This window comes from Luteimicrobium xylanilyticum (assembly GCF_009429125.1).
GTDB classification, from domain to species: Bacteria; Actinomycetota; Actinomycetes; order Actinomycetales; family Cellulomonadaceae; genus Luteimicrobium; species Luteimicrobium xylanilyticum.
In genome coordinates, this window is record NZ_CP045529.1 from 4,173,632 (window position 1) to 4,194,681 (window position 21,050).

Here is a 21,050-nt window from a genome sequence, read left to right on the forward strand (position 1 = left end):
CACGCTTCTACCCGAGCATCCGGCCAAACCGCTCGGCTCAGATCACAACGCTGATCAACAGCGGCCACAAGTCTGACTGCCAGGCCGTCGTGTCGCCGTCGGGATGGTTCCGTGGTCAACCTAGCGCGCACGGATCGCTGCGAGAGGTGGCTCACGCACAGCCTTCACCGCGGGTAGGAGAGAGCCCAGTGTGTTCGCGACGAGACTTGCCAGGACTCCGAGAGCGAGCAGGCCCCCTGGGATGCTGAGCGCAGTCTCGCTGACAAGCGCCCAAACCGCAGCCGCGGCAACGCCTGCGAGGGTTCCCGTGAGTCCTCCGATCGTGCCGGTGATGGCGGCCTCGAGGACAATAGTTCCGGAGACGAACACGCGACTGGCGCCGATGGCCCGGTAGAGGCCCAGGAGTCGACGTTCGGCCATGACCCGGAAGAAGGTGCCGACGGTGACGGCGAGCGCACCGACGACGAGCAGGGCTGCCGAGACGAGCAGGACGAGCGTGCTGACCGACCCTGTGACGCTGTCGCGCAGGTTTGCGGGCTCGGGCGGATATGCGACCAAGACGGAGCTCTCGTTGCCTGGTGCGATCTGGGTGGCGAGCCTGTCTCCCACGTAGTTGGCCCATCCGGGATGCACCTGGACCACCAGCTCGCCGGAGGTGGACAAGTCCGGCTCTGTTGCTGGTCGTACGAGAAGTGCCGCCTGGAGGAGGTCCGGAAGGACCGGGGAGGACGTCACCGTGCCGTCGAGAATGACGGGCGTGCCGCCGACGAAGACATGGCTGAATCGGGGCAGACCGGCCCGAGCTAGGTCGCTTGCTCCTCCTAGGTACAGTCCCGCGGTGAGCTGCGACGTCGTGTTGTCCAGCGTGAGTCCCAGGGCCGCGGGGTTCTCGTAGACGGTCCACAAGCGCGTCGATGTCGGGGTGCGGGGGTCGGCCGCGAGGCTGACGTCGCGGGAGGTCACCCAGGCAACGGCGACGACGCCGCGGATGTGCTCGATCGCGGTCATCTGAGGGCGGGTCAGGATGGGGTCTGCGAGGCCCCGGATGGGGGTGGTCACCTGGAGCCGTGTGGCTGCCAGAGAGTCGAAGTCGCCGGTGATCCGGTCCTGGCTCGAGCTCGCCTGGGTGACGCCGAAGGCGAGCAGTCCCGCCGCGAGGAACGCCGCCGCCGCGAATGCCGCGCTCCGTCCCCATGCCCGGGTGATGTTGGTGGCGACGTGGGTGAGGGCGTCGCGCATCAGGTCACCGCGGATTCGAACGCGGGGCGTAGACCTCCCCCGGTCACCTGCAAGGCGCGCGCGCAGCGTTGGGCGAGGTCGAGGTCGTGGGTGACGACGACCACGGCTGCTGCTGTGGCGTACTCGCTGAGGAGGGCGAAGACGCGCTCGGTGTTGGCCGGGTCGAGGTTGCCGGTCGGTTCGTCGCACAGCAGGACCGGTGGGCGGTGAGCGATCGCACGGGCCACCGCGACGCGTTGGCGTTCACCACCGGACAGGTCCCCCGCATAGGTGTTCGCGCGGTGGCTCATATCGGTCTTACTGAGAGCCTCGTCGGCCAGGAGGCCCCGTTCGTGCGCACCGATTCCGGCGAAGGCGAGGCCGAGTGCGACGTTCTCTCGGGCTGTCCGTCGGGGGTCGACGAGGGCATCCTGGAAGACGAACCCGAAGTGCCGGGCCCGAAGACGGGTGACCGCCCTGTCGTCGAGTGTGGAGACGACGGCACCGCCGACCAGGACGGTTCCCGCGTCGGGTTCGTCAAGTAGGCCGACGATGTTGAGCAGTGTTGTCTTGCCGGATCCGCTCGCCCCGATGAGTGCGAGCGAGCCGGGCCCGTCGATCGTCAAATCGACGTCTTCGAGCGGCCGCACTTTTCCGCCGTCGAAGGTGCGTGTCACCGCGCGGAGCTCGACGGGCGCGACGTGGACAACGCTCATCGCACTACCACATCGTCACCCGGATGCAAGGCCCCGCCGGTCGGGGTTACCTCGCAGCGGTCGGCGTCGCACAGGCCCTGCGTGACCTGGACGCTGTGGTGCTTGGCCCCCTCGACCACGTCGACCGTGGTGGTCCCGTCGGCTTGTGGTTGCAGGGCCACGCGGGGAGCTGCCAGCACCGGCTTGGACGTGGAGGCGGTGACGACCAGCGCCCCGGCGATCTTGTCGGGCAGCGGCTTGTCTGCCTGGCTGGAAAGGAGCGTCTGTGACGATGTCGAGCTGACCTTGGTCAGGGTGCCCGTCCAGTCGGTCTCACCGTCGTCGCCCTGTAGGCGCAGCTCCTGGCCCGCGTGGACGGTTTCGGCCGCTGCACCGCCATCGCCCACGGCGAGGACATCGCTGCGCCGCGTGATCGCGATCGCATGATCTCCATCGACTCTGACCCCGACCGACAGGCCGGGAGCCTGCAGACGAGACCCCGTCCGGTCGACGGGAGCGATGCTGGCGACGCGGAGCGGGGGTTTGCGAAGCCGGGAGTCGGCCCGTCCGAGTGCGTCAAACGTCGACTGGGACAGCGCTGCTGTCGTGCTGCCGTCGAACAACCCGGCCTTCTTGAGGCCGTCCTGGACCGCTCGAGCGTCCGCGCCAGTGGCGCCGACATCGAGGTCGCGCCACAGAGCGAACGGCATCTCGAGCGCGAGGACAGGTTCGTCGTTGACGTCCGCGATGACCTGCCCACCCTTGACGGCCGCACCGTCCTTGACCGGCATGGCCGTGACGATTCCGGAATCGGCCACAACGTCGGTCCGCGATGCTGGGGTCAGACTGCCCGTCAGCACCTGGGTCTGTTCGATCGTCGTCTGGGTGACAGGTGCCGTGACGGGAACGCGGTCATCCTCGCTTGTCGGCCGGTCCGCGACGCTGCTCGGGACTCCGACCGTGAGCGCGAGCACGATGACGATCACGCAACCGAGCACGAGGCCACATCCACCCGCCACTACCGTGAGCAGGCGGCGGCTCACGATCGCTTCGCCAGCAGTTTGAGCGCGTGGTCGTTCATCTCGCGGTAGGCACTGACGACACCTTGCTTGGAGTTGAGCGCCTTGTCCGCCGCATCGACAAACGACTCGTCGGCGGCCGTACCGAGGCCGCTCGACGTCTTGCAGTCCTTGTCGGCGACAGCCAACGCGGCCTCCTTAGCCTGTACCTGCTGCACCGTCATCTTCCCGTCTACGGCCCCGGTCAGCCAGTCCGACAGGGACTGCCCAAGCTCGCTCGGGTCCTTGGCCGTGTACGACTTCTTCTTCATGCACGAGGACCAGGCCCCGACGGCGGAGCGGACCTTCTTCGACGAGACGGCCTCGGCAAGAACGTCCGCCACCTTGGGCATCTCGTGGCGGGCGCGCTCATAGTCCACGGCCGGCACGCCATACATCTGCTGTGTCGCCTGACCAAAGCAGCCGCCGACCGGTACCTGGACCTCGCCGCCATCTCCGATGGAGAAGGTCAGCCAGTCCTTCGGATCGTCTGTGCTCCCGTACACAACGGTGTCGTAGTCGTCGGGGTAGCCGGTGTGAGTCGACCCGTCCTTGCTCTCTCCCGCCATGGCCGCCCTCAGGCTAGCGAGCACCGTAGGGTCGCTCAACGAGCGAGCGACGCCGAAGTCCCGCGGTGCGGTCAGCCACAAGGTCGCCACGTCGGGGACGTAGCTTGCCGGGTCCGGCTGGGTCAGGTCGGGCGGGGGTACCTTCAGGCCTGTTGCTTCGACGCAGTCATGAATGAGCTGGGTCTGAAGATTGCCCATCTGAAAGCCGAACGACGATTGCTCGTCGTAGGGGTAGTCCAGGTCGTGGATGCGCTGCGTCACCTGTTGCGCCAGCGCGCCAGAGAGATAGTCGTCCGAAGGTGTGGGGCCGGAGCCGCACGCTGCGACCGCTGCCACCAGGGCACCGGTCAGGCATACGGCCCCGGCCCGACGAAGAGAGGTCACAGGCATCCGCTGTCGGGCGCCTTCCAGTTGTGGCTGTTACCCCGGTTCGCCTTCGAAGACGGGATCGAACTCACCTTCACGCCCTTGCGGACGCAGTACATGACCTCGATGTTCGCGTTGTAGTTGTACGTGAAGATTGCCTGGCCGGATGTGCCGTCGTTCCAGACGGACGAGTCCTTGTTGGCGATCCCGGAGGGCCAGCTGAGCTGGTTCATGGCCGACCCGTAGTAGGTACCTGAGTACCCGGTGTCGACCCACCAACAGGTGTAGGTCGAGGCACAGTCGCTCGTCGACGCCTGCGCTCCGGCAGCGGTAGCAACCGCCGCCCCGCTCGCAGCCAGGCCCGCGACGAGCACCGCCGCTAGACGCCTTCTGACACGCATTGATCTCCCCTTCCAGTCACTGGAACTGTGTCCTGCGGCGTCGTCGCCGCCGGACGGAAAAAAGTATGACGCTCAACTTAGTTCGTCAACAGCAGGCGCGAGCTCCCCACTCTCGACGTCGGATCTCCTCGGTCGCGTCGGATGGGTCGCGTCGGGCCGAGGCGGCGGCGCCCTCGCAACACGAGCCTGAGCAGGCGACCGCTGCCTTGGCGGCCGCGGTCGACGTGGCCCACCTACCTCGCGCGGCCGGAGGGCTGCACCCCGAAGAGCTCGGCCACCAAGGCGCGAAGATGCGGCCTCTGGTCAGGAGCGGTGATGGCGTCGATCATGACGTGCCACATCCGCTGTAAAGACGGATAGAGGTCGTCACGGTCGGTGAGCACCTTTGAAATCATGTGCACGCCGGTGAAGAATGGGACCAGGATGTCTGCAATCTCCTGCAGGGTCAACGACGAATCGAGTTCATTCATGTCTTGAGCCTGTTGCAGGGCCGGCACTAGGCCGTCCATCCACCCGCGGTAGAAGCCGCGTGTTGCAGGCCACCGTGAACCCTGTTCGATAGAGAGCCGGATCCCCGCTTGAACGACGACGTCACGCAACATCAAACTTGCAATAGCCTCTGATGTGCGCACCAGTACCTCTATTCCCGCGCAACCGTCGCCAACGCTCGCCATCACGTCGAACGTACGCTGGTACTGCTCCTCAATAACAGAGAGCGCGAGAGCCTCCTTGGTTGGAAAATAGAAGTAAACCGACCCCATGGTCGCGCCAGCGGCAGTGGCGATCTGCTTGAGAGAGGTCTGGCCGTATCCGAGCTCTTCAAACATCGTCGCCGCGCCGATCAGGATCGACTCGCGCCTGGCGTACCCTCGATCCTGCTGGGGTTCCCGCCCCTCCATGCGTCCGCCTCCCATCCAGAGCTGAGCACTTCGACTGGTGCCAACTCTAGATGAAGCGATACGAGCGTGAGCCAGGACGGCCGCCCGTGCGAACCTGGTTGGCGGCCAGGAGGACCTACGCCTGACCCTCTGTCGAATGTCGCCGCGGTTGGGCCTCGGCATCGCTAACAAGGTTTCCCAGCTTGTTGCCTATGGTGAAAGGTCCAGGATCGTGTAGCGGCCACATTCGATGCGGGCTAGTTGCCCGGCGGGCCATGACTGGCGCGCCAGGTCGAGATTAGGGCTATGCGCGTCTTGGATGACGAATCCAATGTGGCCGAGGTAGTCGTTTCGGTTGACGAGCCACACGTATGACTGGAGTTGGCTGTCGACGTGAAGCGCCCCAAGTTCTCTGCCGCTTCTATGCGGGTTGGAACTGCTCGGTGAGAGCAGCGTAGTGGGCGGACTCGTACTCGGTGGGGGTCAGCATCCCGAGCGTGCTGTGCAGGCGGCGGTTGTTGTACCACTCGACCCACGCGGCGGTCGCGAACTCGACCTCGCTGATCGTCTTGTAGGGGCCGGCCGAGAAGATCGTGGTGCGGATGCACTCGGCCTTGTACAGGCCGTTGATGGACTCCATCAGCGCGCCTGCGTACGCGTCGCCGACGGACCCGATCGAGGGCCGGATGCCTTCGAGGGCGAGGTGCTCGGTCAGGCGCACGGACGTGTACTGCGACCCGGCGTCGGAGTGGTGGATCAGTCCGGCCGGGGCGGGGTGGCCTTCGCGGTCCCGTTGCCACAGCGCGATCCGCAGCGGGGTCATGACCAGGTCGACGTGCTTGGTGGTGGACGCGTGCCAGGACACGATCTTCTGGGAGTAGCAGTCGACGATGAACGCGACATACGTCCATCCGGCCCAGGTGCGCACGTAGGTGAAGTCCGTGACCCAGGTGTGGTTCGGGGACGGGGCGGTGAAGTCCCGATCCAGCAGGTCACCGGCACGCTTGCCGTCCTTGGCCGGGACCGTGGTCCGCAGACCCTTGTCGCGGCGCACCCCCGCGAGGCCGAGCGCGGTCATCGCGCGGTCGACCGCCCCGAACGACGCGTGGGGCAGGTGGTGCCGGCGCACGTAGGCGACCATCTTCCACCGCCCGTACAGACCCTCCGGGGTCATCTTCCGCGACCCGTCACGCTCGTTGGTCCTCCACGCGATGTCGCGGACCGTGTCCATCACGACCGCGTCCGTGACCGTGCGCGTGGCTACTGCGCGGCCGGTCTGGGTCCAGGCCCGGTAGGTGCGTGCCGCGACCTTGACGCCCTGGTCTCCCAGCACGGTCAGGATCGGCTCGACGGCATACCCCTGGGCGCGCATCTGGTCGACGAAGCCCACGATCAGTGGTTTCGGGGGTCGAGCTCCCCCGCGAAGAAAATCGAGGCCGCCTTCAAGATCTCGTTCGCCTCTCGCAGCCGCTTGTTCTCGGCCTTGAGCTTGCGGATCTCGGCCAGCTCCTCGCTGGTGACCCCGGGCCGGGTCCCGTCGTCTACGCCAGCCTGGGCGACCCACCGGCGCACCGACTCCCGAGACACCCCGAGCTGCTTGGCGACCGCGATCGTGGCCGCGGTCAGGTTCTGGTACTCCGAGGCGTGGTCGCCCACCAGACGCACCGCGCGCGCCCTCAGCTCCGGATCGATCTTCTTCGGCATGTGCTCATCCTCCTGGACTCAAACAGGAGCGGCATCAAACCCGGGGCGCTTCAACCGCGGCTTCTTCCGCATGCTCGGTCGCACCGCCACCGCCCTGCTCCTCGCCCTGACCCTCGCTGGCAACAACGCCCACCACCTGCACCACTGGTACGTCTCCCGCGGCAAACCCGAACCCTGGGCCGTCGAGCTCGACGAACCCACCTACGACAGGCCGGTCCGCCGCTACACCAGAACCCGCGGGCAACGTAGCCACGCACCACCCCGCAGCTCCAGCACCCCGGCGACAACCCAGTAACAGCACCACCCGACGACAACGACGTCGCCGCGCCCCCGCACGCATCCAACTCGGTCGCAACCGAGCCGACGGGCTTCACAGCGCCCCGCGCACAGCCACCCGGACGAGCCCGCCGGCGCCCCAACACGCCAAGAGGCGCCCGTACACGACGAAACCCCCGGCCGGATCAACCGGCCGAGGGTTTCGGAAACGGGACTGCCTCCGACTCGGAAACATCCCCACTGTGCGCGAGGGGGGACTTGAACCCCCACGCCCTTGCGGGCACTGGCACCTGAAGCCAGCGCGTCTGCCATTTCGCCACTCGCGCGCGCCGAAGAAGACTAGCACGCAGCGCGGGTGGCCTCCGAACCCGCTGGTCGGGTCCTTGTGAGGGGCGGATCTCCACACCGCCCCCGCATTCGGTCCGCAGGTCTCCCGCACCCCGCGTCGGGACCCGCGCGCCTGGCTGGCTACGATCTAAGGGCGTGCGACCATGCCCACCCGTGCAGAGTCGTGCGTGACCGACCGCGTGGACCCGCGACACCGCCCTGATCCGTGGGCAGCCGGCGTCGCACCGCACGACCGAGGGAGGAGGCGCCGTGGGCGTACTGGACCGCTTCGAGCAGAACGTGGAGCGCGCTTTCAACAACGCGTTCGCCAAGCTCGGTCGGGGCGAGGTCAAGCCGGTCGACCTGGCGAGCGCGCTGCGCCGCGAGGTCGACGATCGCGTGGCCGTCGTGGGCCGCGACCGCGCCGTCGCACCCAACGAGTTCACGATCCGTCTCGCGTCCGACGACTTCGCGCGCATCGAGGACTGGGGAGCCGAGGCCCTCGCGGACGAGCTCGCGGCGACGGTCACCGACCACGCGGCCGAGCAGCACTACGCGTTCGTCGGACCGGTGTCGGTGACGTTCGACGAGGACGACAGCCTCCACCCGGGCCAGTACCAGGTCCACTCGGCGAGCGTCCGCGGCGCGGTGCCGAGCGCTCCGAACGGCAACGGCCAGCAGGCGCACGGCCAGCCGTCGTACCACCAGGGCCCCGTGCCGAGCGCGCCGACGCCCAGCCTGCGTCACCCCCTCATCGACATCGACGGCCAGCGCTACCTGCTGACCGGCCCGGTCACGGTCATCGGCCGCGGCTCGGAGGCGGACATCGTGGTCGACGACCCCGGCGTCTCGCGCCGCCACCTGGAGATCCGGGTCACGCCCGACGGCGTCGTCGCGACCGACCTCGGCTCCACCAACGGCCTGTTCGTCGAGGGCCACCAGGTTCCCGCGGCGACGCTGCTCGACGGGAACAGCCTCACGATCGGCCGGACCCGCATCATGTTCTGGACGGGCGCCGCGGACGAGGCCGGGTGATCGGGACTCGATGAGCGAGCTCACCTTCACCCTGCTGCGCCTCGGCTACCTGGTCCTGCTGTGGCTCCTCGTGCTCTTCTCGATCCGCGTGCTGCGCCGTGACCTCGCCGACCCCCGCCCGCCGCACACCCGCGCCGACGAGCTCCACGCCGCACCTCACGTCCCGAGCGTGCTGTCGGCACCGAGCGCGGAGGGCGCCGTCGTCGTCGGAGCGCACCACGCGCCGTCGAGCCCCGCACCCACCCCGGCCGCGGGCGTGACCCGCACCCCCGCCCTGGCGCAGAGCGCGTCGATGCGCCTCGTCGTGACGGAGGGCGCGCTGCGCGGCACGACGCTCCCCCTGTCGGCGTCAGCGGTGCTCATCGGGCGCGCGCCGTCCTGCACGCTCGTGCTCGACGACGACTACTCGTCGTCACGCCACGCCCGGATCTTCCCGCAGAACGGGGGCTGGTTCGTGGAGGACCTCGGCTCGACCAACGGCACGTTCCTCGAGGGCCACCGCCTCGAGGCTCCCGAGCCGGTGCGGCCCGGCGAGGAGATCCGGATCGGCCAGACGACCATGGTCCTGCAGGGGTAGCCGCGGATGAACCTCGCGCTGCGCTTCGCGGCACGGTCCGACGTCGGGCTCGTGCGCGCCGACAACCAGGACTCCGGCTATGCGGGCCCGGACCTCCTGGCCGTCGCCGACGGCATGGGCGGCCACGCGGGCGGCGACATCGCCTCGACGCTGGCGATCCGCTCCCTCGTCCCGCTCGACGGCCACCAGCACGTGCCCGACGGTGCCCTGACCGAGCTCGAGCAGGCCATCGAGGCAGCCAAGCAGGCGATCGTCGACCGGTCCGAGGCGGAACCACAGCTCGCGGGCATGGGCACGACGGTCACGGCGATCCTGCGCGCCGGCAACCAGCTCGTGATGGCCCACCTCGGCGACTCGCGCGCCTACCTGCTGCGCGACGACGAGCTCACCCAGGTCACGACGGACCACACGTTCGTCCAGCACCTCGTCGACACGGGGCGCATCGCGCCCGAGGACGCCGAGCACCACCCGCAGCGCAACGTCGTCATGCGGGTCCTGGGCGACTTCGAGGTCGACCTGACACCCGACCTGTCGGTCCGGGAGGCCCGCCCTGGCGACCGGTGGCTGCTGTGCTCGGACGGACTGTCCGGGTTCGTCACGCCCGACATGATCGCGCAGATCCTCATCTCGGTCGTCGACCCGGGCGAGTGCGCCGACACCCTCATCCAGCTCGCGCTGCGCGCGGGGTCCACGGACAACGTGACGGCGATCGTCGCGGACGTCGTCGACCTCGACGCCGACACCGAGCACCCGGTCGAGGGCGCGGTACCGCACCCCGCGGACGCTCTCGCCGACGAGCCCCTCCCGACGAGCCCCGAGGTCGTGGGCAGCGCCTCGCGCGACGACCTCGTGCCCGGGACCGCGGCGCTCGGGACGGAGGACGGGACCGAGACCGAGGGCGCGCCGGGCGTGAACGACGACCCGGAGGCCGACGAGGCCGCGGCCGCGCTGGCCGCGGAGCCGGGCAAGGGCAAGGCCCGACGGCGCGCGCTCGGCGCCACGATCACGCTCGTCCTGGTCCTCGCGATCCTCGGCGGCGGGTATGCGGCGTACGGGTGGACGCAGAACCAGTACTTCGTGGGCGAGTCCGAGGGCAAGGTCGCCGTCTTCCAGGGCGTGCCGCAGAACATCGGCCCGCTGCACCTCTCGTCGCCGGTCGAGCTCACGGACACGGCGGTCGACTCGCTCCCGTCCTACGTCCAGGACCGCCTGTCCGACACGATCCCCGCGACGTCCCTGTCCGACGCGCGGACCCGCGCCGCCCAGGTCGCGACAGACGGGACGACGCCGGAGCCGACGACGACCCCGACCCCGACGCTCACGCCCGCGACACCTGCCACGACGGCGCCCCCCTCGACTCCGACCACGACGACACCGCCCACCAAGCCGACGATCAAGACCACGCACGGCCCGGCGACGAAGGGCGAGGGCAAGTGATGGCCGCCGTCGCGCACGCGCCTGTCCGGGGCGCCGAGCTCCCGGGCGCCGACGACGAGGCCACGCTCCCCCGGCCGGGCCGGCGGGCCGAGCTGGGCCTCCTGGTCGTCGCGCTCGCGATCGGCATCGGCGCGTACGCGCTGGTCAGCATCAAGGTCGTGGACCGGCTGCCCGGCGACTTCTATGCGCAGGCCCTCGGGTTCGTCGCGGTCGCCCTGGTCGCGCACCTCATCCTGCGCTGGAAGGCGCCGTACGCCGACCAGGTCATCCTCCCCGCGACGCTCGCGCTCAACGGGATCGGCCTCGCCATGATCTACCGGCTCGACCTGGCGTCGCAGTCGAGCGCGAAGCCGCACGACCTCGCGGGACGCCAGCTCGAGTGGACCGCGATCGCCGTGATCGCCGCGCTGGCGGTCGTGTGGTTCCTCAAGGACCACCGTCTGCTGCGCCGCTACACGTACATCGCGATGCTCGTGGGTCTGGGGCTCGTGATCCTCCCGCTGATCCCGCACGTCGGGCGGACCATCAACGGCGCCCACATCTGGGTGGCGCTCGGCCCGCTGTCGCTGCAGCCCGCGGAGCTCGCGAAGATCGCGTTCGCGATCTTCTTCGCGGGCTACCTCGTGACGCACCGTGACACGCTCGCGCTCGCCGGCCCGAGGGTGATGGGGCTCCAGCTCCCCCGGCTCCAGGATCTCGGCCCGATCCTCGTGGTCTGGGCGGCTTCGATCCTCGTCCTCGTCGCCGAGACGGACCTCGGCACGTCGCTGCTGTTCTTCGGCCTGTTCGTCGCGATGCTCTACATCGCGACGCAGCGCTTCTCCTGGGTGCTCATCGGTCTCGTGCTCATGGGCGCAGGTGCGGTCTTCGCGGCCAGCGCGTTCGCGCACGTCCAGGTCCGCTTCGACATCTGGCTGCACGCGTTCGACACCGACGTCTACAACGCCGCACCCGGCTCGGGCCAGCTCGTGCGCGGACTGTTCGGACTCGCCAACGGCGGGCTGTTCGGCACCGGGTGGGGCGCCGGCTATCCCTACCTGGTGCCCTACGCGTTCTCCGACTTCATCTACACGTCGCTCGGCGAGGAGCTCGGCCTGACGGGGATGCTCGCGATCCTCATGGTCTACCTGATCCTCGTGCAGCGCGGCCTGCGCACCGCCCTCGGCGTGCGGGACGGGTTCGGCAAGCTGCTCGCGGCCGGCCTCGCGTTCACGATGGCGTGGCAGCTCTTCGTCGTCGTCGGCGGGGTCACGCGGGTCATCCCGCTGACCGGCCTGACGATGCCCTTCGTCGCGCAGGGCGGCTCGTCGCTGCTCGCGAACTGGCTGGTCATCGGCCTGCTGCTGCGGATCTCCGACAGCGCTCGGCGGCCCTCCCTGGCTCCCGAACGCGGCCAGGTCGCCCCCGGCGGCATCCTGCCCGACGACGACCCCACCGGTCCCGGCGCGCTCGAGCCCGTCGTGCCGACCACCCCGGAGGCCGGCACGCAGGTCACCGAGGTCGTCAGGCCGTCCCCTCCCCCGCCGCCCCCGCCGGGTGACGACGCGAACGGGGAGGTGGCCCGCGGATGAACGTCCCGATCCGCCGTCTCGCGACGGTCGTCCTCGCCATGGTGCTCGTCCTCATGGGTGCGACGACGTACCACCAGTTCTTCCAGGCCGACAAGCTCAACAACGACGGCCGCAACGTGCGCACGCTGTACCGGGCGTACGGCGTCTTCCGTGGCCCGATCGTCGTGGACGGGAAGTCCGTCGCGCTGTCGACACCCGTGGACGACCCGTTCAAGTTCCAGCGCAAGTACACGGACGGCTCGCTGTACGCGGCCGTCACGGGCTACTACTCGTTGGTCTTCGCCCCGACCATGATCGAGGCCTCGGAGAACTCGGCGCTCAACGGGACCGCGGACGAGCTGTGGATGCAGCGGCTCCGTCAGCTCGTGACGGGCGAGCAGCAGCAGGGCGCCTCCGTCGAGCTCACGCTCGACGCGAAGGCGCAGGAGGCCGCGGCGAAGGCCCTCGGAGACCAGAAGGGCGCCGTCGTCGCCATCGAGCCGAAGACCGGCAAGATCCTCGCGCTGTACTCGTCGCCGTCGTACGACCCGAACCAGCTCGCCGGGCACGACACCGCGAAGGTCAACAAGAACTGGCAGAAGCTGCTCAACGACGACGGGTCACCCCTGACCAACCGGGCGATCGCAGGCGACACGTACCCGCCCGGGTCGACGTTCAAGCTGGTCACGTCCGCCGCCGCGCTGGAGTCGGGCGACTACACGCCCGACACCGTCATCGCCGCGCCGCACCGGCTGAAGTACCCCGGCTCCTCGAAGGAGCTCAAGAACTTCGCCGACGAGGTCTGCTCGTCGAGCGGCAAGATGACGCTCGACGCCGCCCTCGAGATGTCGTGCAACACCGCCTTCGCCGGTCTCGGGGTGAAGGTCGGGAACGACGCGATGGTCGAGCAGGCGAAGAAGTTCGGTTTCGACACCCCGCTCTCCATCCCGATGACGGTGACCCAGAGCCACTTCCCTCCGACGACCGACGACGCCGAGCTGATGCGCCAGTCGATCGGGCAGGGCGACGACCGCGTCACGCCGTTGCAGATCGCCATGGTGTCGGCGGCGATCGCCAACGGCGGCAAGCAGATGGCGCCGTACCTCGTGGACACGGTCCGGGACTCGTCGCTGCGGGTCGTGTCGAAGACGTCGCCGTCCACGCTCCGCACCTCGGTGTCCGAGCACACCGCGGACGAGCTCAAGAGCATGATGGAGGACGTCGTGCGGTCCGGGACCGGCGTCGCCGCCCAGATCCCGGGCGTGACGGTCGCCGGGAAGACCGGCACCGCGGAGAACACGCCGGGCCAGCCCCCGCACGCGTGGTTCACCGGTTTCGCGCCCGCCGACGACCCCAAGGTCGCGGTCGCGGTGATCGTCGAGCACGGCGGTCAGCAGGGCGCCGAGGGCACGGGCGGCGCGACCGCCGCCCCGATCGCGAAGGCCGTCATGGAAGCGGTGCTGAACGGATGAAGCCGACGCAGGGCCTCTCGCTGGGCAACCGCTACCGCCTCGTGCGGCGCATCGCCGTGGGCGGCATGGGCGAGGTGTGGGTCGCGACGGACACCGCGCTCGGTCGCGAGGTCGCGGTGAAGGTGCTGCGCGAGGAGTTCGCCGGCAACGTCGACTTCCTCCAGCGCCTGCGGACCGAGGCGCGGAACAACGCGCGCCTGTCCCACCCCGGCATCGCCCAGATGTACGACTACGGCGAGCAGGCCGGCTCGGGGTACCTCGTCATGGAGCTCGTCATCGGCGAGCCGATGTCCGACCTGCTCGAGCGCGAGCCCGTCCTGCAGGCCCACCGCCTGGTCCCCATCCTCACCAAGGCCGCGCGCGGTCTCGCGGCTGCGCACGAGGCCGGCGTCGTGCACCGCGACGTGAAGCCGGGCAACATCCTGCTCGCGCGCGCGGGAGGCGTGAAGCTCACCGACTTCGGCGTCTCGCTCGCGTCCAACCAGGTCCCGATGACGGCGACCGGCATGGTCATGGGCACCGCCCAGTACCTGTCGCCCGAGCAGGCCATCGGGAAGCCCGCGACCCCGGCGTCGGACCTGTACGCGCTCGGGATCGTCGCCTACGAGTCGTTGGTGGGGCGGCGGCCGTTCACGGGGCCGACGCCGGTCGACATCGCGGTCGCGCACGTCAACCAGCCCGTGCCCGCGCTCCCGGCGACCGTCGACAAGGAGCTCGGCGCGCTCGTCCTGTCGATGCTCGCCAAGGACCCGATGCGGCGCCCCTCCAGCGCTGCCGAGCTGGCCGACACCCTCGAGGAGATCGGCCTGCGCCTCGCCCGGTCGCGGCGCAGCGCAGGTCCTCGCGCCACCTCGACGATCACCGCACCCCCGGAGCAACGTGCCTGGCCGCCGCGCTCCGCCGCGGCGAAACCGGAAGCCCGCACCCAGCCGGCGGAGGACGACGCCCCGCGCGCGTACCCGTCGCGGCGTGTCGTGCAGTCCCGGGCCGCCGAACGGTCGTCGGCCCGGCCGGCGGGGCGCCACCGCGAGCACGTCGCGGAACGTCCGTCCTCCCGGCGCCCGACGGCGCACGCGACCACTCCGGCCCGCTCCCCCCGGTCCGCGGCACCCGACCTGTTCGGTGGCGAGGCCGAGGCGGTCGCGCCGACCGAGGTCCCCGCGACCCGCGCCGCCGCACGTGCTGCCCAGGGAGTCGGCCTGGCAGGGCGCTCAGGCGGGACTGCGGGGCCGCGCAGCCTTCCGGGCATCTTCGGGATGCGGCTCGGGGGCTTCCCCTGGCCCGCCGTGGCGCTCGTCGTGCTCGTGCTGGTCGTCCTGGTGGCGGCCATCCTCGGAGGTGCCAAAGGGCACGACCGCTCCGAGGGCTTGGACCTGCATCCCCACGGGGATGGGATGATCTTCCTGTCCATGGCGTCCCCGCACGCCCTGGGCTACCCGTCGAACGAGAAGGACACGTAGGTGGTGGAGAACCCGCAGCGGATCCTCGCCGGCCGTTACCAGGTCGGCGAGCTGATCGGTCGTGGCGGCATGGCCGAGGTGCACATCGGGCACGATGCGCGGCTCGGTCGCACCGTCGCGATCAAGATCCTCCGCGCCGACCTCGCACGCGACCCGTCGTTCCTGGCCCGCTTCCGCCGGGAGGCACAGGCCGCGGCCTCGCTCAACCACCCGGCCGTCGTCGCCGTCTACGACACGGGCGAAGACGTGCAGACCGACGCCGCGTCCGGGCAGACGACGCACACGCCGTTCATCGTCATGGAGTACGTCGAGGGCCACACGGTCCGTGACATCCTGCGCGACGGCCATGCCGTGCCGATCGACGAGGCCATCGAGATCACGTCGGGCGTCCTGTCGGCGCTCGAGTACTCGCACCACGCGGGCATCGTCCACCGCGACATCAAGCCCGCGAACGTCATGATCACGCCCACGGGCGCGGTCAAGGTGATGGACTTCGGCATCGCGCGCGCGATGGCGGACTCCGCCGCCACGATGACGCAGACGCAGGCCGTCGTCGGTACCGCGCAGTACCTGTCCCCCGAGCAGGCTCTCGGCCAGACCGTCGACGCGCGCAGCGACCTCTACTCGACCGGCTGCCTGCTGTTCGAGCTGCTCACGGGTCGCCCGCCGTTCCAGGGCGACTCCCCCGTGGCCGTCGCGTACCAGCACGTCGGCGAGGTCCCCCCGAAGCCCTCCGACGTCGCACCCGACGTCCCCGAGGTCCTCGACCGCATCACGCTCAAGGCCCTCACCAAGGATCGCAACCAGCGCTACGGCTCGGCCGCGGAGTTCCGCAGCGACCTCGACGCCGCGATGCGCGGCGGTGCCGTGTCCGCGCCGGGGATCGGCGCGCTCGGGGCCGGGATGGCCGCAGGCGCGGCGGCCGGTGCGGCGTTCGCCGACACCAACCCGACCGTCGCGTTCGACGGCGCCACCCAGGTCCTCGCGCCGACGCCCGCGGGATGGGCGACGCCCGCCCCGGCGTCGGTGCCGCCGCCCACGCAGACGTCCGTCTTCCCCGACGAGGCCGGCCCCGGCGACGAGGAACCCAAGAAGAAGTCCAACAAGGGCCTCATCTGGACGCTCGTGACCATCGGTGTGATCGCGCTGGCCGCGATCGTCACGATGCTGCTCATCAACGCGAACAAGACGCCCCCGGTCGAGAAGGTCACCGTGCCCAGCGTCATCGGCATGTCCAAGGCCGATGCGGAGAACAAGCTCGAGGCCGCTCATCTGAAGATGGACCCCCTCGTCGACAACGACTCGGACAAGCCTGCGGACGAAGCCACGAAGCAGGACCCGAAGAAGGACGCCTCGGTCGACGAGAACAGCACCGTCAAGGTCTGGTTCTCGGCCGGCCCCAAGACCGGCGAGGTCCCGAACGTCAAGGGCAAGTCGCAGAGCGACGCACGACAGGCTCTCGAAGACGCTGGCTTCGACGTCGCCGACGAAGTTCGTTCCGAGAACAGCAAGGACGTCGCGCTGGACGCGGTGACACGTACAGATCCCAAGGCTGGTTCTGTACGCGACAAGGGCACCGAGATCGTCCTCTACGTGTCCAACGGTCTCGTGACGCTCGACGACCTGGTCGGAAAGACCAAGGACGAGGCTCTCGCCCTGCTCGACAAGGCCGGACTGCAGTCGGACACGGAGGAGCAGGAGACCGACGACGAGTCGAAGGTCGGCACAGTCCTGTCTCAGGCCCCTGCAGCCGGCTCGGTGAAGCAGGGCACGAGGATCAAGCTCGTGATCGGCAAGGAGCAGGACGACAGCATCGAGATCCCCAGCGACATCATCGGGATGAGCCAGGAGGACGCGGAGAACCGCCTCGGTGGGCTGAGCCTCAACGTGGACCCGAACGGGCCGACCATGCAGGCCAATGACGCCCCGGCCGGCACGGTGATCAACTCCGACCCGGCGCCCGGGACGAAGGTCAAGGAGAACGCCGCGGTCACGCTCATCGTCTCGTCCGGTCCGGCGACGCCGGGCGACGGCCAGACCACCCCGGGCGACGGCCAGGGCACCGGTGACGGGACGGGTGACGGCGGCGGCCAGAACCAGGGCCTCGGCCGTGGCGACGACTACTCCGACGAGATCAGGGACTTCCTCGGCCTCTGACCTACCACCGGTTCGTCCGGCGACCACGAACGGCCCGGCACCTCCGTCGCGGAGGTGCCGGGCCGTCGTCGTCGGGAGGGAGAGGCGCCTCAGCGGCGCACGAGCGGCGCGAGCCCCTCCGACCGCGCGACGGCGTCGTCGGAGCCGCAGACCTCGAGCCAGTTCGCGAGGAGCCGATGGCCGCCCTGGGTGAGCACGGACTCGGGGTGGAACTGGACGCCGTGCAGCGGGAGAGTGCGGTGCTGGAGGCCCATCACGACCCCGCTCGCGGTCTGTGCCGTGATCTCGAGCTCGTCGGGGACGGTGTCCCGCAGGACGGCGAGCGAGTGGTACCGGGTCGCCGTGAAGGGGTCGGGCAGGCCCGCCAGCACGCCGTGCCCCTCGTGCTCCACCAGGCTCGTCTTGCCGTGCATGAGCTCGGGGGCGTGCGTGACCGTGGCGCCGAACGCCTCCCCCAGCGCCTGATGGCCCAGGCACACGCCGAGCAGCGGGGTGCCGGACGCCGCGCAGTCGCGGATGACGTCGAGCGAGTCACCCGCGCCCTTGGGTTCTCCGGGGCCGGGCGAGATCAGCACGCCGTCGAAGCCGCCGCGCTCCTCGAGCGGGGGCACGGCGTCGTTCCGCACGACCACGGTCTCGGCGCCGAGCTGGTCCAGGTACCCGACGATCGTGTAGACGAACGAGTCGTAGTTGTCGACGACGAGGATGCGGGGGCTGCTCATGGGGTGGCTCCGGGGGTGGTGTCCACGACGGTCTGCTCGTCGAACGGCATGTAGGGCTCGATCGCCGGGAACACCCAGCGGAAGAGCACGACGACCGCGAGGGCGGCGAGGGCCGCGAGCAGGAGCACACGCAGCCACGCAGGGCCGGGCAGCAGCCGCCACAGGGCTCCGTACATGTTGGTCCTCGGTTCGTCCGACGGGTGGGTTCCCAGTATCCCCCACCGCCCGCGACCGACCGGAAGCCGTCCACCGCGAGGTATACCGGCCGCCGTACTACCTCGCGAAGTATTCGGGCCGCCGTACTACTTCGAGGCGTCGGAGAACGGGTCCGTGCCCTTCGGGACGGTCGCGTACTCGAGGGACGACGGCGGCGCGGCGGGCAGCGCGAGGTGGTCGTCGTCCTTGACGCTCCAGCCGAGGTCGACCGCCTGCACGTACTGCTTGTAGATCGCGATCTCGGGCGAGCGGTCGAGAGCGGCGCGCAACGCGTCCGGGTCGCCGATCGCGCTGACCTTGAAGGGCGGTGAGTAGAGCCGGCCGCCGAGCGAGAGGACGTTGCCGACGCAGCGGAACGCGGTGGTCGCGGTGACCCGCTGGTCCTGCAGCATCATGGCCTCCGCTCCCCCGGCCCAGAGCGCGTTGATGACGGCCTGCACGTCCTGCTGGTGGACGACGAGGTCGTCGGGCGTGATCTCCGCGGGGTAGTTCCCCGTCGTGGGCGCGTCGGTGAGCGAGACCACGACGCCGGGGCCGTCGACGGGCACGAGTCCCGCCTCGACGCCGCTGTTCTCCATGGTGTCGGCGTCGCCGGTGGGGACGGCTCCCGGCTCGGCTGCGGTGAGCCGGTCCACCTGGGACTGGAGGCCCTGGACCTTAGCGGCAAGCGCGTCGGCCCGGTCCGACTCGGACTCGACGAGCTGCGGGAGGTCCTCCGGATGACGCCGTTCGGTGCCGCGCGCGAGCTGCGCCGACGCCGTGAAGAGCACCCCCGCGAGCGCGAGGACGAGCGCGACGGACAGCGCCGCCCGCAGGCGTCGCGGCGCGAGGCGAGCGCGCACGGCGGCGACGACGCCGCTGTGTGCGTCGACGGCGGGGTCGTGGCTCTCGCGGTGCCGCGTGCCCTCGGGAGCGGTCATGGCGCCCATTGTCGCAGGAGCGGCTCGGTGCTCCTTGCACGGCCCGCTACGCTGGGCGCACCACGGGTGTCGACGACGATGCCGACGACGCCCGCCCGTGAGAACCGATCGTCGGCCACCGGCCGCCAGAGCAAGGAACACACCTCGTGCCCGAGTCCAAGCGCCGCAAGAAGAAGTCCGCCAGCAGTGGCTCGACCGCCGCTGTGTCCGTCCCGTCGGCCCGGCACCAGACCGGCAACCCGGCCTGGTTCGTCCCGGTGGTCCTGGCGCTGATGCTGGTGGGGCTCGCGTGGGTCGTCGTGTTCTACCTGACGAGCGGGAAGGCCGACCTGCCGATCCCCCCGATCGGCCGCTGGAACCTGCTGATCGGCTTCGGCCTCATGATCACCGGCTTCGGGATGCTCACACGCTGGAAGTGATCCTCCGGCTGGGGGCATCGGCGACGATGTCCCCAGAGGTGGATGACGGTGTGGATAACTACACCGATGTAACTCCACATCTGTGAGTAACCCTGGGGAGAGACGCCCAGCCTGTGGATAACTCGGTCACACCGCGCCGTACTTGACCGCCGCGAGGACGACCAGCACGACGAGCAGCAGCGCCGAGGCACCCCAGCCGACGAGCGCGCGCCGCTCCCGAGGCGCGTACGCGAAGGCCGCACCCAGGGCGAAACCCGCGACCATGCCACCGAGGTGGGCCTGCCACGCGATGTTCGCTATGAAGAACCCGAGCGCGAAGTTCACGACGATCAGGCCGACCATCTGGGTGGCCTGCAACCCGCGTTGACGCAGCACCGGGATGGCCGCGCCGAAGAGGCCGAAGACGGCGCCCGACGCTCCGATCGCCGCGGTGTACCAGGCGCGGTCGTGCGGGCCTCCGGCGAGCAGGAGCACACCCACCGAGCCGGCGACGGCCGTCAGCAGGAAGAGCGTGAGGAACCGCGCGCGGCCGAGCAACGGCTCGAGGAACTGGCCCATCACCCACAGCGCGTACATGTTGAACAGGATGTGCAGCGGGTTCGTGCTGTGGAGGAACGCCGTCGTCAGGAAGCGCCACGGCTCGTCGTGCGCGATGAACGGCGCGAACGCCCACCGCTGGGTCCAGGACCCGTTCGTGACGAGCTGGAGGATCCAGCTCACGGCGCAGATGCCGATCAGGGTGAACGTCACGACGGGGCGACCGGAGCGGACCCGCGCGCCGTAAGCGGTCCGCTGCGCCGGCACGGCCTTCTGACCCTGGCGCACGCAGTCGACGCACTGGATCCCGACCGCCGCGGGCCGCTGGCACTCAGGACACGCAGGACGCCCGCAGCGCTGGCACCGCACGTACGACACCCGGTCCGGGTGCCGCGGGCACACAGGTACCTCGGCAGGTGCAGAACCGCCCGGCCCGTAGGGGCCGGGCGGCGTCGGCGCGGACAGTCTCAGTCCTCGATCGTGACCGACTGGATGACGACGTCGTCGACCGGACGGTCCCCCGGGCGCACCGGCGTCTTGCCGATCGCGTCGACGACGGCGCGGCTCTCGTCGTCCGCGACCCGGCCGAAGATCGTGTGCTTGCCGGTGAGCCACGGCGTGGCGACCGTCGTGATGAAGAACTGCGACCCGTTGGTGCCCTCGACCTCGCCCGAGACCGGGTTGCGGCGCTTGCCGGCGTTCGCCATGGCGAGCAGGTACGGCTGGTCGAACTGCAGCTCGGGGTGGATCTCGTCGTTGAACGTGTAGCCCGGGCCACCGGTTCCGGTGCCGAGCGGGTCGCCGCCCTGGATCATGAAGTCGTCGATGACGCGGTGGAAGACCACGCCGTCGTACAGCGGGTCGTTGCGCTCGGCCCCCGTGCGGGGGTCGGTCCACGTCTTGCTGCCGGTGGCGAGCCCGGTGAAGTTCGCCACCGTCTTGGGTGCGTGGTTCTCGAGGAGCTCGAGCCGGATGTCCCCGGCGTTCGTGTGCAGGGTTGCGAACATGCGGCCATTCTCGCATGCGAGCCTGGACGACTCGGTGGCAGAGTGGGAG

20 protein-coding genes and 1 tRNA gene are annotated in these 21,050 nt (G+C 69.9%); 8 read left to right on the forward strand and 13 right to left on the reverse strand.

The features are described 5' to 3' along the window. Positions 1–120: 120 nt before the first annotated feature. The 8 genes from KDY119_RS18600 to KDY119_RS18635 all read right to left on the reverse strand — a co-directional run bounded on the left by KDY119_RS18600 (position 121) and on the right by KDY119_RS18635 (position 7,491). Entirely contained in the window at positions 121–1,239 is a 1,119-nt protein-coding gene (locus KDY119_RS18600; protein WP_036955348.1) for an FtsX-like permease family protein, read from the reverse strand. After that, positions 1,239–1,934: an ABC transporter ATP-binding protein gene (locus tag KDY119_RS18605; protein WP_036955344.1), complete on the reverse strand. Its 696-nt coding sequence runs from the start codon at positions 1,932–1,934 to the stop codon at positions 1,239–1,241. The genes KDY119_RS18600 and KDY119_RS18605 overlap by 1 nt, the downstream gene beginning before the upstream one ends. Beyond that, positions 1,931–2,956: an efflux RND transporter periplasmic adaptor subunit gene (locus KDY119_RS18610; protein WP_036955342.1), complete on the reverse strand. Its 1,026-nt coding sequence runs from the start codon at positions 2,954–2,956 to the stop codon at positions 1,931–1,933. Before KDY119_RS18610 ends, KDY119_RS18605 begins: the two co-directional genes overlap by 4 nt. Continuing rightward, entirely contained in the window at positions 2,953–3,924 is a 972-nt protein-coding gene (locus tag KDY119_RS18615; RefSeq protein ID WP_148284341.1) for a hypothetical protein, read from the reverse strand. The genes KDY119_RS18610 and KDY119_RS18615 overlap by 4 nt, the downstream gene beginning before the upstream one ends. Further along, positions 3,921–4,307: a peptidase inhibitor family I36 protein gene (locus tag KDY119_RS18620; RefSeq protein ID WP_083891265.1), complete on the reverse strand. Its 387-nt coding sequence runs from the start codon at positions 4,305–4,307 to the stop codon at positions 3,921–3,923. Before KDY119_RS18620 ends, KDY119_RS18615 begins: the two co-directional genes overlap by 4 nt. A 233-nt stretch (positions 4,308–4,540) precedes the next feature. Next, positions 4,541–5,206 carry a ScbR family autoregulator-binding transcription factor gene (locus KDY119_RS18625; RefSeq protein ID WP_036955334.1) on the reverse strand — a complete coding sequence of 222 codons (666 nt, stop codon included), beginning with the start codon at positions 5,204–5,206 and terminating at the stop codon, positions 4,541–4,543. A gap of 400 nt (positions 5,207–5,606) precedes the next feature. Continuing rightward, a protein-coding gene (locus KDY119_RS18630; protein WP_085998084.1) for an IS3 family transposase occupies positions 5,607–6,889 on the reverse strand; the annotation gives its coding sequence in 2 pieces (ribosomal slippage) (positions 5,607–6,616 and positions 6,616–6,889; 1,284 coding nt in all). Between the two features lie 519 nt (positions 6,890–7,408). Beyond that, positions 7,409–7,491, reverse strand: a tRNA-Leu gene (locus tag KDY119_RS18635). Between the two features lie 271 nt (positions 7,492–7,762). Between KDY119_RS18635 and KDY119_RS18640 the strand changes: the two genes are divergently transcribed. Genes KDY119_RS18640 through pknB form a run of 7 tightly spaced genes read left to right on the forward strand, consistent with a single transcriptional unit; the run spans position 7,763 to position 17,180 of the window. Continuing rightward, positions 7,763–8,527: an FhaA domain-containing protein gene (locus tag KDY119_RS18640; RefSeq protein ID WP_036955327.1), complete on the forward strand. Its 765-nt coding sequence runs from the start codon at positions 7,763–7,765 to the stop codon at positions 8,525–8,527. Positions 8,528–8,537: 10 nt separating this feature from the next. Further along, a complete protein-coding gene (locus KDY119_RS18645) occupies positions 8,538–9,104 on the forward strand; it encodes an FHA domain-containing protein FhaB/FipA (RefSeq protein WP_036955324.1) in 567 nt (188 codons plus the stop codon). A 6-nt stretch (positions 9,105–9,110) separates the two neighbouring features. Continuing rightward, a complete protein-coding gene (locus tag KDY119_RS18650) occupies positions 9,111–10,541 on the forward strand; it encodes a PP2C family protein-serine/threonine phosphatase (protein ID WP_153022639.1) in 1,431 nt (476 codons plus the stop codon). Next, complete coding sequence (locus KDY119_RS18655; RefSeq protein WP_051137048.1) at positions 10,541–12,112, forward strand: FtsW/RodA/SpoVE family cell cycle protein; 1,572 nt, start codon at positions 10,541–10,543, stop codon at positions 12,110–12,112. The genes KDY119_RS18650 and KDY119_RS18655 overlap by 1 nt, the downstream gene beginning before the upstream one ends. Then, positions 12,109–13,563 (forward strand): peptidoglycan D,D-transpeptidase FtsI family protein, encoded by a 1,455-nt coding sequence (locus KDY119_RS18660; RefSeq protein WP_036955320.1) that lies wholly within the window; start codon positions 12,109–12,111, stop codon positions 13,561–13,563. The genes KDY119_RS18655 and KDY119_RS18660 overlap by 4 nt, the downstream gene beginning before the upstream one ends. Next, positions 13,560–15,023, forward strand: a complete 1,464-nt coding sequence (locus KDY119_RS18665) for a serine/threonine-protein kinase (RefSeq protein ID WP_153022640.1) — start codon at positions 13,560–13,562, stop codon at positions 15,021–15,023. Before KDY119_RS18660 ends, KDY119_RS18665 begins: the two co-directional genes overlap by 4 nt. Further along, positions 15,024–17,180 (forward strand): Stk1 family PASTA domain-containing Ser/Thr kinase, encoded by a 2,157-nt coding sequence (gene pknB, locus KDY119_RS18670; RefSeq protein WP_153022641.1) that lies wholly within the window; start codon positions 15,024–15,026, stop codon positions 17,178–17,180. It abuts the gene before it with no gap. Between the two features lie 89 nt (positions 17,181–17,269). Here pknB and KDY119_RS18675 read toward each other — a convergent pair whose 3' ends face one another. From KDY119_RS18675 to KDY119_RS18685, 3 genes are all read right to left on the reverse strand, one after another. Further along, positions 17,270–17,902, reverse strand: coding sequence for an aminodeoxychorismate/anthranilate synthase component II (locus tag KDY119_RS18675; protein WP_036955317.1), 633 nt, complete (start codon positions 17,900–17,902; stop codon positions 17,270–17,272). Further along, a complete protein-coding gene (locus KDY119_RS18680; protein ID WP_036955314.1) occupies positions 17,899–18,078 on the reverse strand; it encodes a hypothetical protein in 180 nt (59 codons plus the stop codon). The genes KDY119_RS18675 and KDY119_RS18680 overlap by 4 nt, the downstream gene beginning before the upstream one ends. A gap of 126 nt (positions 18,079–18,204) precedes the next feature. Next, positions 18,205–19,038, reverse strand: coding sequence for a DUF881 domain-containing protein (locus KDY119_RS18685; protein ID WP_083891263.1), 834 nt, complete (start codon positions 19,036–19,038; stop codon positions 18,205–18,207). Between the two features lie 146 nt (positions 19,039–19,184). Between KDY119_RS18685 and KDY119_RS18690 the strand changes: the two genes are divergently transcribed. Then, positions 19,185–19,457, forward strand: coding sequence for a cell division protein CrgA (locus tag KDY119_RS18690; protein WP_036955311.1), 273 nt, complete (start codon positions 19,185–19,187; stop codon positions 19,455–19,457). A gap of 126 nt (positions 19,458–19,583) precedes the next feature. Here the strand turns inward: KDY119_RS18690 and KDY119_RS18695 are convergent, their stop codons facing one another. Beyond that, positions 19,584–20,282, reverse strand: coding sequence for a rhomboid family intramembrane serine protease (locus KDY119_RS18695; protein ID WP_227994439.1), 699 nt, complete (start codon positions 20,280–20,282; stop codon positions 19,584–19,586). Between the two features lie 179 nt (positions 20,283–20,461). Beyond that, complete coding sequence (locus tag KDY119_RS18700) at positions 20,462–21,001, reverse strand: peptidylprolyl isomerase (protein ID WP_036955308.1); 540 nt, start codon at positions 20,999–21,001, stop codon at positions 20,462–20,464. Between the last annotated feature and the right edge of the window lie 49 nt (positions 21,002–21,050).

Excerpts from the sequence above, each read along its gene's own strand:
- KDY119_RS18700 (WP_036955308.1), bottom strand. The coding sequence starts at position 21,001 with ATGTTCGCAACCCTGCACACGAACGCCGGGGACATCCGGCTCGAGCTC.
- KDY119_RS18600 (WP_036955348.1), bottom strand. The coding sequence starts at position 1,239 with ATGCGCGACGCCCTCACCCACGTCGCCACCAACATCACCCGGGCATGG.
- KDY119_RS18625 (WP_036955334.1), bottom strand. The coding sequence starts at position 5,206 with ATGGAGGGGCGGGAACCCCAGCAGGATCGAGGGTACGCCAGGCGCGAG.
- KDY119_RS18665 (WP_153022640.1), top strand. The coding sequence starts at position 13,560 with ATGAAGCCGACGCAGGGCCTCTCGCTGGGCAACCGCTACCGCCTCGTG.
- KDY119_RS18660 (WP_036955320.1), top strand. The coding sequence starts at position 12,109 with ATGAACGTCCCGATCCGCCGTCTCGCGACGGTCGTCCTCGCCATGGTG.
- KDY119_RS18675 (WP_036955317.1), bottom strand. The coding sequence starts at position 17,902 with ATGAGCAGCCCCCGCATCCTCGTCGTCGACAACTACGACTCGTTCGTC.
- KDY119_RS18685 (WP_083891263.1), bottom strand. The coding sequence starts at position 19,038 with ATGACCGCTCCCGAGGGCACGCGGCACCGCGAGAGCCACGACCCCGCC.
- KDY119_RS18645 (WP_036955324.1), top strand. The coding sequence starts at position 8,538 with ATGAGCGAGCTCACCTTCACCCTGCTGCGCCTCGGCTACCTGGTCCTG.
- KDY119_RS18655 (WP_051137048.1), top strand. The coding sequence starts at position 10,541 with ATGGCCGCCGTCGCGCACGCGCCTGTCCGGGGCGCCGAGCTCCCGGGC.
- KDY119_RS18680 (WP_036955314.1), bottom strand. The coding sequence starts at position 18,078 with ATGTACGGAGCCCTGTGGCGGCTGCTGCCCGGCCCTGCGTGGCTGCGT.
- KDY119_RS18620 (WP_083891265.1), bottom strand. The coding sequence starts at position 4,307 with ATGCGTGTCAGAAGGCGTCTAGCGGCGGTGCTCGTCGCGGGCCTGGCT.
- KDY119_RS18605 (WP_036955344.1), bottom strand. The coding sequence starts at position 1,934 with ATGAGCGTTGTCCACGTCGCGCCCGTCGAGCTCCGCGCGGTGACACGC.
- KDY119_RS18650 (WP_153022639.1), top strand. The coding sequence starts at position 9,111 with ATGAACCTCGCGCTGCGCTTCGCGGCACGGTCCGACGTCGGGCTCGTG.